Annotated in this window: 11 protein-coding genes (1 of these 11 cut by a window edge); all 11 read right to left on the reverse strand. The window is 49.3% G+C overall.

What is annotated here, in order from left to right; genetic code table 11:
- Positions 1-1,592 carry the 5' portion of an NAD-dependent DNA ligase LigA gene (gene ligA, locus ACUN27_RS37145; RefSeq protein WP_445560575.1) on the reverse strand. 430 nt of this gene lie to the left of the window's left edge, so 1,592 of the gene's 2,022 nt are visible here — the first part of the coding sequence; it begins with the start codon at positions 1,590-1,592; its stop codon lies off the left edge, out of view.
- A 56-nt stretch (positions 1,593-1,648) separates the two neighbouring features.
- Positions 1,649-4,003, reverse strand: coding sequence for a DNA helicase PcrA (pcrA, locus tag ACUN27_RS37150; RefSeq protein ID WP_445560576.1), 2,355 nt, complete (start codon positions 4,001-4,003; stop codon positions 1,649-1,651).
- A 4-nt stretch (positions 4,004-4,007) separates the two neighbouring features.
- On the reverse strand, positions 4,008-4,709 hold the full coding sequence (locus ACUN27_RS37155; RefSeq protein ID WP_315955624.1) for a heptaprenylglyceryl phosphate synthase: 702 nt from the start codon (positions 4,707-4,709) through the stop codon (positions 4,008-4,010).
- Positions 4,710-4,889: 180 nt separating this feature from the next.
- Positions 4,890-5,354 (reverse strand): DUF6130 family protein, encoded by a 465-nt coding sequence (locus tag ACUN27_RS37160; RefSeq protein WP_315955623.1) that lies wholly within the window; start codon positions 5,352-5,354, stop codon positions 4,890-4,892.
- A 169-nt stretch (positions 5,355-5,523) separates the two neighbouring features.
- The gene (locus ACUN27_RS37165) at positions 5,524-6,252 is read right to left on the reverse strand and encodes a spore coat protein (protein ID WP_315955622.1); all 729 of its coding nucleotides are present in this window, start codon (positions 6,250-6,252) and stop codon (positions 5,524-5,526) included.
- Positions 6,253-6,279: 27 nt separating this feature from the next.
- Positions 6,280-6,504, reverse strand: coding sequence for a hypothetical protein (locus tag ACUN27_RS37170; protein ID WP_127453252.1), 225 nt, complete (start codon positions 6,502-6,504; stop codon positions 6,280-6,282).
- A gap of 375 nt (positions 6,505-6,879) precedes the next feature.
- Entirely contained in the window at positions 6,880-7,812 is a 933-nt protein-coding gene (locus ACUN27_RS37175; RefSeq protein WP_315955621.1) for a DUF4340 domain-containing protein, read from the reverse strand.
- The gene (locus ACUN27_RS37180; protein ID WP_445560577.1) at positions 7,809-9,197 is read right to left on the reverse strand and encodes a GldG family protein; all 1,389 of its coding nucleotides are present in this window, start codon (positions 9,195-9,197) and stop codon (positions 7,809-7,811) included. Before ACUN27_RS37180 ends, ACUN27_RS37175 begins: the two co-directional genes overlap by 4 nt.
- 5 nt (positions 9,198-9,202) lie before the next feature.
- Positions 9,203-9,919 carry an ABC transporter permease subunit gene (locus tag ACUN27_RS37185; protein WP_315955619.1) on the reverse strand — a complete coding sequence of 239 codons (717 nt, stop codon included), beginning with the start codon at positions 9,917-9,919 and terminating at the stop codon, positions 9,203-9,205.
- Positions 9,912-10,946, reverse strand: a complete 1,035-nt coding sequence (locus ACUN27_RS37190) for an ABC transporter ATP-binding protein (RefSeq protein WP_445560706.1) — start codon at positions 10,944-10,946, stop codon at positions 9,912-9,914. The genes ACUN27_RS37185 and ACUN27_RS37190 overlap by 8 nt, the downstream gene beginning before the upstream one ends.
- A 530-nt stretch (positions 10,947-11,476) precedes the next feature.
- Positions 11,477-14,020, reverse strand: coding sequence for a DUF3656 domain-containing U32 family peptidase (locus ACUN27_RS37195; protein WP_315955618.1), 2,544 nt, complete (start codon positions 14,018-14,020; stop codon positions 11,477-11,479).
- Between the last annotated feature and the right edge of the window lie 251 nt (positions 14,021-14,271).

Here is a 14,271-nt window from a genome sequence, read left to right on the forward strand (position 1 = left end):
TAATGATCGGCCAGCACTTTTGTTGTCGTTTTGCCGGAGTTGGGAATGCCTAATGCATACAGGAACGACGCGAGGTCGCGGGATTTACTTTTCTCCAAAGCGCCCAGTAAATTGTTGACCTTCTTCTCCCCGAACCGGTCAAGCTTCACCAGATCGTCGAACTTCAGCGTATAGAGATCGGCAGGATCGTTGACGCCAAGCTCTTGGTGCAACTGCGAAGCCGTCATCTCGCTGAAGAACTCTATGTCCATCGCATCGCGCGAAGCAAAATGCGACATACGTCCAACGAGCTGCGGGCTGCAGCCAAGCCGATTTAAGCAGAATAGATGCGCACCACGCATCTCCAGCTCGCTGCCGCAAGAAGGACAATGCGTCGGAGCGACAATTTCCTCACCATCATTCTCCTCGGTCACCTTACCGAGAATTTCGGGAATGACGTCATTGGAGCGACGAATGTAGACCAGGCTGCCTAAGGCGTGCTTGAGGTTCTTGCGCTCGATGTCGCCGACGTTATTCAACGTACAGTTCTGTACGGTAACGCCAGCGAGATCTACAGCTTCTACGCGAGCTAACGGCGTAATTTTGCCGGTGCGGCCTACTTCCCAAGATACGCTTTGTAGGATCGTTGTTGCTTCTTCGGCTTCAAACTTGTACGCGATAGCCCAACGAGGGAACTTTTCCGTATATCCAAGCACTTCCCGCGTGCGCATGTCCGTAAGCTTAACGACGCTACCATCGATGAGGAAGTCAAAACCTAAACGTTCTTCGGCGATCCGCTCCAGCTCTGCGCTTACTTCTTCGATCGTATTGAAATACCGTGTACGATTGCTGATTTTGAAATGGTTGTCCCGTAGGAACTGAACCATATCCGCATGGTTAGCAAATTGAATATTGTCCGAATAACCTACGTTATAGAAGAAAGCGTTCAGTTTACGCTCTGCGGTTACTTTGGGATTCAGGTTACGCAGTGCTCCTGCGGCTGCATTTCGAGCGTTTTTGAGCGGCTCTGCGGCCGTCTGATTGTATGCTTCAAGGACAGACAGGAACATCATGCCTTCACCCTGCACCTCAATCGTCCCTTGATCATAAGGAATCTCGAGCGGGATAGATTTAATCGTCTTGATCTGTGCTAAAATCCCTTCGCCTACGGTACCATTCCCACGCGTGGAGGCCTGTTTAAGCTGACCCGCTTCATAGGTAAGATTGAGTGTAAGCCCATCAAACTTTAATTCCACAACATAGGTAGGGTCTGGCAGAGGGGTTTCCGGGTTCTTGCTGTTATAGTCAGCGATCAGTTTAAGCACACGTGTATGCCAGGTTTGCAGATCCTCCGCATTTTGCGCTTTGTCCAAGCTCCAAAGACGGGCTAGATGGCGATGTGGTTCGAAACCCTTCAGGATATCGGCACCCACACGCTGGGTTGGGGAAGAAGGCAGGATGGTTCCTGTCTCCTTCTCCAGCGCTGTTAATCTATCATATAAAGCGTCCCACTCGGCATCCGAAATCGTCGGTTGATCGAGCGTGTAATAATTATGATTGTGCTTGTTAATTTCTTGGATGAGGGTTTTCATTGCCGCGATGGCATCTGTCATTACGGGCTCTTCCTCTCTAATGGGAAATGGGTAATCCAAGGTTGAAATGTACCGCCCTACACTTTGGTAATCGGGGCGAATTTCGCCAGCAGGCGCTTAAGGCCGTTAGGCGCGGGAAAAGCAATTTGCAGCTCGGTGTCGTCACCCGAGCCTTTTACGGACACAACGGTGCCGACGCCCCACTTGCCATGCGACACCTTGTCGCCGGCTTTGTAGTCCGACACCGCACCGCCCGCGGCAGGCTGCGGAGCCCGGAACGCAGGCGGCCTCACAGCCGCCGCAGGGCTTGGCGCAGCCGCGCCCGCACTTGGCCGTCCGAAGGAGGACGGCGTGCCCCAGGCAGACGAGCTGCCGGAACCGCGGCTCGTAGAGGCGGCGGCGGCGCTGCCGCCTCCGCTGCTTCCCCACGAGCTGGTGCGGCCACCTCGTGAGAAGCCTCCGCCGATGGAACCTCCCATCGAGACTTTCTCCAGGAGTTCCGGCGGAATCTCCTGCAGGAATCGCGATGGCGCGTTAGCGGCGGTGCGGCCAAAGAGCGTGCGCATGCGCGCGCACGTGAGGAACAACTCTTCCTCGGCGCGCGTGATGCCGACATAGGCCAAGCGGCGCTCCTCTTCAAGTTCTTCGTTGTCGGCAAAAGCCCGGCTGTGTGGGAACACGCCTTCTTCCATCCCGATGATGAAAACAACCGGGAACTCCAGACCTTTGGCGCTGTGCATCGTCATTAATACGACAGCGTCTTGTTCTTCCTCAGGTTGGTCCTTATCTAAGGTATCAATATCGGCGATAAGCGCCAAATCGGTCAAGAACGAAATGAGGGACTTGTCCTCGTTGCGTTTCTCAAAGTCCATCGTCACGGACAAGAACTCTTCAATATTTTCTAGACGAGCTTTGGATTCAATCGTATTCTCTCGCTGCATCTCCACGCGGTACTGGGATAACTCCAGCACTTTCTCGGTAAGTTCCGTCACGGATAAGTATTCAACCATTCGGTTCAGATTATCGATCATTTCACGGAAATCAGCCAACGCATGCTTTGCTTTGGCATTAATCTCCAGAACATCGATTTCCTCCAGCATGGCAAATAACGAAATCCCGCGGCGTCCCGCCATCTCTGCGACTTTATCCATCGTGGTGCCGCCGATTCCCCGCTTCGGAACGTTGACGATCCGATTCAAGCTAATATCATCGTTGGGATTGGAAATGAGTCGCAAGTAAGCCAAAATATCCTTGATCTCTTTACGATCATAGAACTTCACGCCGCCAACAATCGTATACGGAATGTCGGATTTAATGAGAATCTCCTCTATTACCCGTGATTGCGCGTTCGTCCGGTAGAGAATGGCATGATCGGCGAACTTTTTACCTTTGGATTTGTTTTTGTTAATTTCACTTGTTATGAAATAGCCTTCTTCATGCTCCGTGTCGGCTTGATATAGCTTAATGCCTGCGCCGCCTTCTTTGTCGGTCCACAAGTTTTTGGGCTTACGGCCCGTATTGTTGGCGATGACTTTATTGGCCGCGTTCAAAATATTCGAGGTTGAGCGATAATTTTGCTCTAATAGAATGGACGTGGCATCCGGGTAATCATTTTCAAAATTAAGGATATTCGTAATGTCGGCTCCGCGCCAACGGTAAATGGACTGGTCGCTGTCCCCTACAACGCAAATGCGCTTATGTTTGGCAGCAATCATTTGACACAGCATATACTGCGCCCTATTCGTATCTTGATACTCATCGACATGAATATATTGAAATTTGTTTTGGTAGTAATCCAGAACTTCTGGTACTTCTTTAAACAAATGAATGGTAGCCATGATCAGGTCATCGAAATCCAGGGAGTTGTTGCTTCTCAGCTTTTTTTGGTAAAGCGTATAAATTTTCGAGGTCAGTCCGTCGAAGTAGTCACCGATTTTATCTTCAAATTGTTTAGGAGAAATAAGTTCGTTTTTGGCTGTAGAGATCGCCGCTTGAAACGTCTTGGGTTCGTACTTCTTCGTATCGATGTTGAGTTCCTTGCAGCAGGTTTTGATCACGGAGAGCTGGTCGCCTGAATCCAGAATCGTAAAATTCGAAGTGAAACCGATTCGCGAAATATCTCTGCGCAGCATACGCACACACATGGAGTGAAACGTGGAAACCCAGATATCGTTCCCGCTCCCGCCAACCAGTTTGCCTACACGGTCCTGCATCTCACGTGCTGCTTTATTCGTAAAGGTTAACGCTAGAATGCTCCATGGCGCCGCTTTGCGTGTGCCGATCAGATAAGCGATCCGATGCGTGAGCACCCGCGTCTTCCCGCTTCCTGCGCCAGCCATAATCAAAAGTGGACCGTCAACCGCTTCAACCGCTTTGCGCTGCTGGGGATTCAACCTTTTAATCGCATCTAAGATATTGACTGTCTCGTTCATTAAGTTACCTTCCTGTTCTATCAAAATTCACGTTCACTGTCTGAAGCGCCTGCTCCAAATCACTATAGATGATGTTGCCTACGACAATGGTATCTGCCACTTCCGCCGCTTGCTGCGCTTTGGCCAAGCTGTCGATGCCGCCACCATAAAACAAACGGGCATTCTCCAGAACCTGCCGCGTCCTACGCACCAGCTCCATATCGCCGAAGACACCACTGTATTCCAAATATACAATTGGCATGTTAAATAACTTGTCCGCCATTCGCGCGTACGCCGCAACATCTTTGGCATCCAAGTTCGCACGAGCTTTCGTCAGCTTCGCCGCCGCAGCCTCGCTATTGAGAATCACATAACCTTCCGTTACAATCTCGTCCCAATTGAGCAGGGAACCATACTCCTTCAACGCCTCATGATGCTGCCCGACGATCCAATTCGGATCTTCCGCATTGAGCACCACAGGAATAAAATAGAGATCGAATCCGGGGACAATAGCCTCTTGGCTAGAAATTTCAAGTACACACGGCAATTCGTACTGGCGAATCCGGGCCATGAGGTCTACGGTATTATCAAACGTAACGCCCGTTGAACCTCCAACCATTATCGCATCCGTTCCCGACTGACAAATGCGGTCAAGTGCCTCATCGGATATATCACGATCAGGGTCCAGCTTAAAAACATGATTCCACTTCCGTATATCGACAATCAATTGTTTCCCTCCGATTAGGCGGCAATCCTGCCATACTATCAACAGTCTATGCTACCCATTCGGGTGTGTCAAATGACAAAAGACGGGCTATTTGCCCGTCTTTTCAAAGAATATGCTTGCAGCGTGTTCCGATCTTCACCCGAGCTTGTTTTCCGCCCGAATACGCACAAATGTTCCCACTTATTTCACTTCAATATTAAGAATTTTCTCGACATTCAGGTCTTTGTGGTCATTTTGCTGAAGTTCAAGGCGAATCTCGTGTTTACCAGCAGCCAAATTGTTCAGCGTTAACGGACCTGTTTTGCCGATCATCGCCTTCTGCTTGCCATCCACGTACAGATGCAGATGTCCTTGTCCCTGTACATTCGCTTTATCCATACTATCGGCTGATAGTTGGAAATTCGTTGTTTGGTACGTAATCGTTACATTTCTGCCATCCACTTTGGAAACTTGCGCATCAATGGCTGGTTTGGCGCCTGAAGCCACCGTTTTCGCACTACTTCCTGCTTGGCTGCCTGCCACCGTTGTCGCTACCTTGGGGCCTGCTCCGGTTGAACTAATGACTTCCTCTTTAGAACCGCATGCAGTTGTCACTGCTCCAAGTAACATTAAAGTCGCTGCGCCGTAAATCCACGTTTTTTTCATCAGCTCTACTCCCTTTTCCCATAAGTTTGGACATCCTTGTTCCTTATATATGTGTGACAAGCCGCTTCCATACCTTGATATTGAGAAAAGTGGGACAAAATCAAAAAAATAGTTGTGACACAGAAAAAACAAAGACGCCCTAAGCTTATCGCTGCGGACGTCTAATTGTTTAAAAGCTGTATTTGCTGCCCTCATGCTGTTTGTTCATGTAGGAGTTCTCGCCAGTTACATTGGAAGTTTGGCGGGAAGCGATGCTTGAATTCGCTGATTTGCCCGTCATGCCAGCATTCTCTGAGGCTCCATAAGCGGATGAGGCCCCGTAGCTTTGGGAGTAGCCATAGCTATTTTGACCGTAGCCTTGCCCTTGATTATTATGCACGGCGTTCGGATACTGGGACGTATTTATGATTGGTTGGATTGGCGCTTGATGTTGATGCAGGCTCGTGATTGGATTGTGCTGTTGGCTTTGCGCCTGCTGGTGCTGATTTTGGGAGTACTGCTGCTGTTGTTGCAGCTGCTGCGATGTCCCCATCGACTCCTGCTGTTGATAGCTCATCGTCGGTGCTTGGCTCAAGTTCTGATGCACGAAAGACTGCAGCTGGGCTGCTGTCTGGCTTTGTTTCTGCAACTCCTGTTGTATTTCCTGCTGTTCAGCCGGTTGAGCCTCGTAGTAACCGAGTTTTTGAATTTCTTGAAATAAAGTCGCATGACATTGAAGTGTCTTGGACAATAAAGTTTGAAAGGTCTGTTTAATTTGGGGATTAACGGCCTCTGTTACCGCTGTTGTGTACTCCCCAGCACTGCGTTTTAACTCGGATAGAACTAAGTTAGCAAGGTCCTGCTCTTGCAAAAGCACCTGGTGTTGCTGCTGTTGTTGGTAGGGATTTTGTTGATACATGCTTCTTGCACCTCCTCTGTATACGTGTTAGTGGGTCAAGCCTGATTGCTGCTGCAGCGTGTTGATGAGGATGCTGACGCTTTGGAGCCGTTCCTGGGAAAGCTGGGACATGGTTTGCTTCAATGATGGACTTTGGCTGCCAACAGAAGCGTGAACGCAAAGCTTTGCTAACAAATCTTCATTCTTCAACGTATCCGATAGGTACGAGAGCTCTTTGCCGGTAATGGTTTGGTTCCCTTGATTGTTGTACATGTGACTGTTACCCTCCTTTCCATTCCTTCTTTGTAGGTTTCCCAAAATCTGCCGTTTTATGTCATTTGGTAAAAAAATCCTCTCTCATAGCATTTACTGATGAAAACCAATGGGCAGAGATCATTCACTCCTAAAATGGATACGGCATTGCATGAATTCCAATGAAAGCACCCTAAAAAGGCAATAATTCTACTTTTCGTTGGATGAATTCCAATGAACCAGAGTAAGCTTAATGCTTTAATACCTAGATCAATCTATCGCGTTGGAATTCATCCAATGAAGGCAAACTTTTAACGGCCAAAACAGCCTTTTCGCTGGATTTCGTCCAATGAAAAAAAGCCCCCGCACAGCACGCAGCTGTCAGGGGCTTTCTTTCTATGAAGCAGGCTGTGCCGGCTTACCGGCATAAGCATCCGCTAATTTCTGTATGTCTGCAGCCGCAATCTGGAAGGACCATGTCCCGCCCTGCTTAGCCAGCCAGACTTGGTCTTGGCTTATTTTACCTTCATAAACTTCGGTAACGTCTTTGCCGTCTACAGACAAACCGAGCTCGATTTTGAGCTCGCCGCCTGCTGTTGGCTTCTGAGCGAGCGGCTGTGGCAGCTCCGCGCTATGCAGAAAGACCAGCTCATCCAGCAAAGGACTCGCATCCGCGCCTTTCAGCTCCTTATCGCCAAGCTTCCAGTTCGCCTCAGCAGCCACTTTGTCCTTGTCGGTTTTGGCAAGTGTCCAAGTCTGACCCTTCCATGTGACCTTCACCGACTGAACCTTGTCATTCTCGATCTTGAACGGGCTTGTTTCGGCAAAATCAACCGGAGCCTTGTTCAGCGATGACAACGATTGATCACTGACTTGGTAAACAACCGGGGAACCTTCCACCTGAACGTAGGAGAAACCTTCGATTGGAAGAGCGGTTCCGACCAGAAGCCCCTTTTTAGAGCCATCTTTCATCGTGACTTCATAAGTGCCAACAGGCTTATCTAAGCCATAATTGGCTAAATTGCTCGCTTGCTCTTCCACAACTTTGGTAGAAGTCACTAAACCGATGGCATCCAGCCACGAATCGACCTGATTCGTATTCATTGGCGCCGCAGCCGGTGTTTTCATCTCCCAGCCGCTGTCCGTACGGTTCAGATCAATCTGCTGCTCTTCGGTTTTCACCGCAAGGGACTGCACGTCTTCTTGTTTTAGCGTGAGAAGGGTTTTCGGTTCTTCTTTTTTCTCTTGAAAGAAGTCTTTGCTCGATGCGTACCAGAAACCGCCGATACAAATAACCACTAACAGAATCGTAGGAATAAACCGTTTCATCCTCTTCTCCTCCTCCACCAGATCAAGCCGCCAATGACTAAGAACAAGAGCGGTAAGAACACGATCGTGACTAAGAAAATCGTATTTGCCTGGCTAGGCGTAATCATCGCTTGCTGGAAGGCATCTCCTTGACGCGGACGAATCGTAATTTGATCCTTTTGTTCCTGCAGCCAACCGATGCTGTTCATTGCAAAATCTTTATTTCCTTGGTTCTGAATATCTTGATCCAATACGAACGTTGAACCACCAAGAATAACTGCTTTAGGCTTATTATCTTTGTTCGAAATCGCATAACCCAAATTCAGCGGGCCTTTGACATCCGTCGCATCCTGTTTGGTTTTGGATTGTGCCAGCAGGTTAATATCGGTTTCACCGTAAGCTTTGTCAGTCGTCTTCAGAAGCAGTGATTGCGTGTAATCCGGCGCACTTCCATCTGCATTCAAGCTCACTGCCAGCGACAGCATCGTAACGAGATTATTGCTGGAGAGCTTGTTGGTAATGTCGTGAGAACCGTAGTCCGGAATGATCGTCAACGGATCGTACAGCGACGTTTGTTTTGGTTCAATCGCAATTGCGTGTTGATCCTGGATACCATACGTTTTCATGATGGCATCGATATTTTTCCACTTGGTCGCCATATCTTTATCAAAGCCCAGCGCCATGTAGATTTTACCTTTATCCTTCAAATAAGCCTTAATCAGGTCAGCTTCTTTGTCGTTCAAATCGTTTTGCGGACCTAGCAGCATAAGCATCTGCGCGTCGTCAGGTATTTTACCCTCAACGTACAGATTGAGATCCTTCACCGTGTAATTGGCAGCTTCCAGACTGTTTCTCAAAATCGTCATCGCTGTCAGCGGATACTCTTGATGGCCGGAAAGCATGTACACCGTGTGTTTCTCCGTAGATGTTAAGCTTGTAATGGCTTGCGTGAACTTCTCTTCCCCGGAAAACGTGTACGATCCGTCCTGCTGACCCACGAACAACTCGTAGAAATTCACGTTCTGTTTCTTGGTACCCATTTCAAAAACGAGCGTGCCGCCTTGATCGACGCCATATTGCTTAGCCATAGACGGCTGTTTCAGCATATCGTATTCGTCATACGTGATTTTGCTGCTTTGCTTCTTGTACTCCTGGATCATATCCGTAACCTGACGCGTTACGAATTCATTGTTGTCGCCGCTATTTGTAAAAGCAATGACATGAACATCTTGATTTAGATTTTTAAGCGTGTTGACTGTTTGCTCCGAAAGCGTGAAATTTTTGTTTTTCGTCAAATCGACCTGAAAGCCTTTCAGCGAGTGAAGGAAAATGGTCAGAATGATGAAAATACCGATCACCGCGATGGATAAAACTGTCGCATTCGTTCCCCGTATCCACTTGTTCATCCCGCTCACCTCCAACGCTTTCTTTCAAGGACTTGTATGCTAAGAACGAGAAATACCGCTGTTAATGTGACGTAAAAGAGGATGTCTCCGCCATGCAGAACGCCTTTTTGCAGGTTCGTCAAATGGCTCGTCAATGAGAATTGACCGACATAATCTTTCATTTTGCCTGTCATGCTGGAGCTCACCCAATCAAGCAGCCACAGCAGCAGCAAAATCACAAAACCGGTAATACCCGCAACCATCTGGTTGTTAGACAGGCTCGACGCGAACAAACCGATAGCCATCATCGCGCATCCTATCAGGAACATGCTTAGATAGGACAGCCATAGTACCGGCTTATCCATCTGGCCGAAAGCCGACATGATGAGCGGATAAATCAAGGAAATCGCTACCAGTCCCACCTGCACGATAAAAGCGGATAAATATTTGCCCATCACAATTTCACCGATGCCTGCAGGCGATGTAAGCAGCAGCTCATCCGTGCCTTGACGGAATTCATCCGCGATAAGACGCATCGTCAATAAGGGGATGATAAACAGATAGATAAACGAGGTATTGCCTACCACGGAGCGCGCATCAACAATCGGCGGCTGACCGCTTACAAAATTGATATAGAAAAAGAAACTGGACAGCAGCACATAGAAAGCGAAGGCTACATAAGCAACTGGCGAAAAGAAATACATTTGCAGCTCTTTCGAGCAGATCGCCCAGATTTTACGCATCGTTGTCTTCCTCCTCTTCCGATTTGCTGTCCGCTTCGGCAGGCTCGTCCGTCGTCAGCTTGAGGAAGATATCCTCCAGGCTGAGGCTTTCGCGCTTCATCTCGAGAATCGGGTATCCTGCGCCAGCCAGGCGGAAGAACAGATCCTCACGGATATCGGAGCGATCCGCCGAAGTGACGAGCAGCTTCACAGACTCCTTGGCGGCAGGAGTTTCTTCAGCCGCAGGCTCTGCGGATGCTTCCTCTACCGGAGTTGGAGCATCAAGCTCCTTGACGTCAGCGACTGTATTCAGGCTGCGCAGCTCGGTCAAAATCCGCTCGCGAGGTCCCTTGACCTCGAGCGACACTTCAAACGTCTCGCCCATGGTGCGGCCGAGATGCTCAGGACGCTCGTCGAGTACGACGCGGCCTTGGTTAATAATGAGAACGCGGTTACAAATCGCGTTGATTTCCGGCAAAATGTGCGTGCTCAGCAGCACCGTGTGGTTCTCGCCCAGCTCATGAATCAGCTGGCGGATTTCGATGATCTGCTTCGGATCGAGACCTGACGTAGGCTCGTCCAGAATAAGCAGATCCGGTTGGTGCAGAATCGCTTGTGCAAGGCCCAAACGCTGTTTGTAACCTTTGGACAGCGAGCGAATAATCTGTTTCTCGCGACCTTGCAGGCCGAGCTTGTCGATCGCTTCGCCGACGCGCAGCTTCTGCTCCCGTGCCGGCACATCGCGAAGATTCGCGATAAAGCGCAGATACGATTGTACCGTCATTTCCGGATAAAGCGGCGGTGTCTCGGGCAAATAACCGATTTTACGGCGCGCTTTTTTCGGATTGTCCGCCATAGAGTGGCCGTCCACCAGGATTTGGCCGTGCGTCGGATTCAAGTAACCCGTGATCATGCGCATTGTCGTTGTTTTGCCAGCACCATTAGGCCCTAAAAAGCCGACGATTTCGCCGCGCTGCATCGAGAAGTCGATGTTATGTACGCCGCGATCATTTTCGTACAGCTTGCTGACTTGTTTGACCTCAAGCATCCAAGATCCCCCATTCATTCTTTCGTTCATAGTAACCATCATCACTATACCCGTGGAACAATAAACCAACCTTAAGCAAATCTGAAAAATACATTAAAAAGTTGTGTCTGAATTGTGAACAAAATTCGTCATTTAGACCTTAATTTCAGTCTAAACCAGCAAAAGTTAAGTTAAACACGGAGAATGAAATACTTCTGCGTCGGGGTAAGTGCATTAAGGGCGGAACTACAGTCTGCTATTTTTGCAAAATGAGACACGTTACTAGTGATGTCGAAATAGCGGAACCTGAGGGCACTATTTGTGTCCTCAGGGTTAATCCAGAGCTTTTCGGGAACTACAGGGCCTTATTTCTATGGATTTGGCGGAAAATCAGCCAAAATCATAGAAATAAGGGACCCCAGTTCCCCTTCGGCGCATATAGGGGGCGATTTCACAGAAATAGCGCCCTGTAGTTCCCTCAACACAAAACAGGCGTATCAAATAAAAAATAGACCATAAACGGCAAGCGTCTATGATCTATTATTCACAATTTATTTCACCAATTGACCGCGGGTTACACCCAACTGGTTGGTAGCTTTCAGTGAACGCCACACTTGCGTCCCGCTGATTTCACCGTTAATCGCGCGGCGGTACAAGCTCAGAATCTCATGCACCTTGTCCGGCGTCTCTTCAAGGAACTCCACACGGAAAGAGCGAATGCCCAAATCCATGAAATGGTTCAGATATTCAGCACCAGATTGATCCACCGCATTGTAAACCGTGTTGCGGCAGCCTTCATCCACACGAACGGGATGCGACATCCCGACCCGGTCCTGCAAGGAGACATGATGATCCTCACATGGACGACCACAGTTCGTGAAGTCTGTGCCTTCGCTCAAGAACGTACAGTATACGCAGTGCTCCGTATGGAACATCGGCATATGCTGATGGATGACAACTTCCAGCTTGGAAGTTTCAGCCCGGCGAAGCAGATCGACCATTTGTTGAATGTTCAAATCGTAAGAAGGCGTAACCTTCGACAAACCGGCTTCCAAGAACAGGGATGCTGTTTTGTGGTTCGCTACATTCAAGGAGAAATCGCCGATAAGCTGCGGCTTAGGCCCATTCGGATGCTCCAGCTGATGCTTCAAGAAGAAATAAGCGGCACCTGTATTCCGAATTAGCACGGCATCCGGGTTCAACTTCAAGATATTGTTAAAATAGCCCGTTTCCCCAGGCATATGAATTCTCGGCGTTGCCAAGGCAATCTTGCGCCCGGCCGCATGCACAGCTTCAACAGCCGCAGGGAACTGCTTAATAAATTCAAAATCAGCGTAAATCATTTGAACGTCGTCTTTTTCAAGCACGGCCTTCACTTGATCCAGGTTACGGCAAAGTGCTGTAAGGTGCACCCCGCTGCGATCCGCCAACGACAACGCAGGCACTTGCCCAGCAGCTTGACGCTCTGCAGCCGGCTGAGGCACGTCGTCATAAACGCCGATCTCACGCTTCATGTACGCACGCGGCTTCTGACGCTCGTCTTCCATGAGCTCTACCGCGCTGCGGCGCATAGCATTAAGCTCGCGCATCGGCACGATGAGCTCGCCGTTCAACTGAACATCCAGATCGCTAAGCGCATAGATCGTACCGCCAAGACGGCCAAACTGATCAGCGAACAGCTGCTCATCCATCGGTCTTTTCTCTGCACGAACAAGCGGAAGTTCGGATTGTACGAAGACGGTATGGCCGCCTTGCACATCGGTCCACCAGCTCTTCAGTGGCTCGCCTACAGCGCCGGTAATTTTGATGCTAACCGGGAATGTCCGGTAAGGCTTATCAGTCTCAAACGTCTGACGCAGACGTTTGTCCAAATGCGGATCGTTCGTCTTCCAGATCCGATCCCCCACATGCAAGCGGCTCAGATCCACATCATTGCGTCCCGCAATGATTTCAATTATGCCGCCTTCGGCTTCGCCTTCGATTTTCTCGCCTTTACGGCGCAAATCGTAGATGCGGCCGCCTTCTTCCTTCTTCGTCGGATCTCCGGCGTCGAATACAATCCCGTCTCCGCGCTTAATCGGCGCTTCAAGCTCACAAACCACACCGTCTCGCAAAATCTGCTTCACGCGACCAACGAACACCCCGCGGCTCTTCGGAAACGTACCGTCGACGAGCTGTTTATTGTTGGTTCCGTTCAAGAAACCAACGGTAAAACCACGCGAAAAGCTTTGCTGCAGCTCGCGAACTTCCTCTTTCGAAGGTCGGGCATCCTTGCCTTCGAAGTAACGGTCAATCGCGCTGCGATACTTGCTCACGACGTTAGCCACGTATTCAGGGGTTTTCAAACGCCCTTCAATTTTGAAGGAGCACACGCCCGCTTCGATCAACTCAGGCACAATTTCAATGGCCGCCAAATCTTTTGGCGACAGCAAATACGCCACGTCGCCCATTGGCTTTTGCACACCATCAATCATCAAATCATAAGGCAAGCGGCATGCTTGTGCGCACTCTCCGCGGTTAGCCGAACGGCCGCCCCACATTTCAGAGGTCAGACACTGGCCTGAGTAGGACACGCAAAGCGCGCCATGCACGAACACTTCCATCGGAAGTTTCGCTTGGTCTCCGATTTGTTTAATTTGTTTCAAATTATTTTCGCGTCCCAGAACGACCCGTTCAATATCAAAAGGCTTCGTAAATTCAACAGCTTCAGGCGATGTAATCGTCATCTGCGTGGAACCGTGAATCGGGAAATCCGGGGAGATTTCACGAATCATTTTCACAAGACCAAGATCTTGCACAATAACCGCGTCCACGCCAGCATCGACACAAGCTTCAATCAACTGCTTTGCCTCGCTCAGCTCTTCCTCAAATACTAGAATGTTAAAAGTCAGAAAGCCCTTAACGCCGTATAGATGAAGGAACGACATAATATCCGGCAGCTCGGCCATCGTGAAATTGTGCGCGCGCGCTCTAGCATTAAATTTCTCCACACCAAAAAACACGGCATCCGCCCCATTGGCAACAGCCGCTCTCAAACAATCCCAATCCCCCGCAGGGGCCAATAATTCTATATCTTCTCTGCGTATCGTACGCATGGCAGCAAATCCTTTCAATAATAGATCCTCAAGCGACCCTCAAAGTCTTCTCTTTAGTGTAACAGAAACGATAGGTAGGAATCTAGGGCACAACCATTTCCAAACCCGGTCAATATCCGACAGCCTCCGCAAATTCCCAAACCTTACCTGCATGCCGGGTAACCCTTTAAAAGTTAACAAACTTACCCATGAATGCTATAATGTCAAGGATAGTGACCTTTTTAGTAATTGAGGGATCCTTTTGGTTTTGT

It is taken from the genome of Paenibacillus sp. WC2504 (assembly GCF_052682475.1).

What these genes read in the sequence shown, in the direction of transcription:
- ACUN27_RS37195 (WP_315955618.1), bottom strand. Translation starts at nt 14,020, where the DNA reads ATGCGTACGATACGCAGAGAAGATATAGAATTATTGGCCCCTGCGGGG.
- ACUN27_RS37170 (WP_127453252.1), bottom strand. Translation starts at nt 6,504, where the DNA reads ATGTACAACAATCAAGGGAACCAAACCATTACCGGCAAAGAGCTCTCG.
- ACUN27_RS37165 (WP_315955622.1), bottom strand. Translation starts at nt 6,252, where the DNA reads ATGTATCAACAAAATCCCTACCAACAACAGCAGCAACACCAGGTGCTT.
- ACUN27_RS37190 (WP_445560706.1), bottom strand. Translation starts at nt 10,946, where the DNA reads ATGCTTGAGGTCAAACAAGTCAGCAAGCTGTACGAAAATGATCGCGGC.
- ACUN27_RS37185 (WP_315955619.1), bottom strand. Translation starts at nt 9,919, where the DNA reads ATGCGTAAAATCTGGGCGATCTGCTCGAAAGAGCTGCAAATGTATTTC.
- ACUN27_RS37180 (WP_445560577.1), bottom strand. Translation starts at nt 9,197, where the DNA reads ATGAACAAGTGGATACGGGGAACGAATGCGACAGTTTTATCCATCGCG.
- ACUN27_RS37160 (WP_315955623.1), bottom strand. Translation starts at nt 5,354, where the DNA reads ATGAAAAAAACGTGGATTTACGGCGCAGCGACTTTAATGTTACTTGGA.
- pcrA (WP_445560576.1), bottom strand. Translation starts at nt 4,003, where the DNA reads ATGAACGAGACAGTCAATATCTTAGATGCGATTAAAAGGTTGAATCCC.
- ACUN27_RS37175 (WP_315955621.1), bottom strand. Translation starts at nt 7,812, where the DNA reads ATGAAACGGTTTATTCCTACGATTCTGTTAGTGGTTATTTGTATCGGC.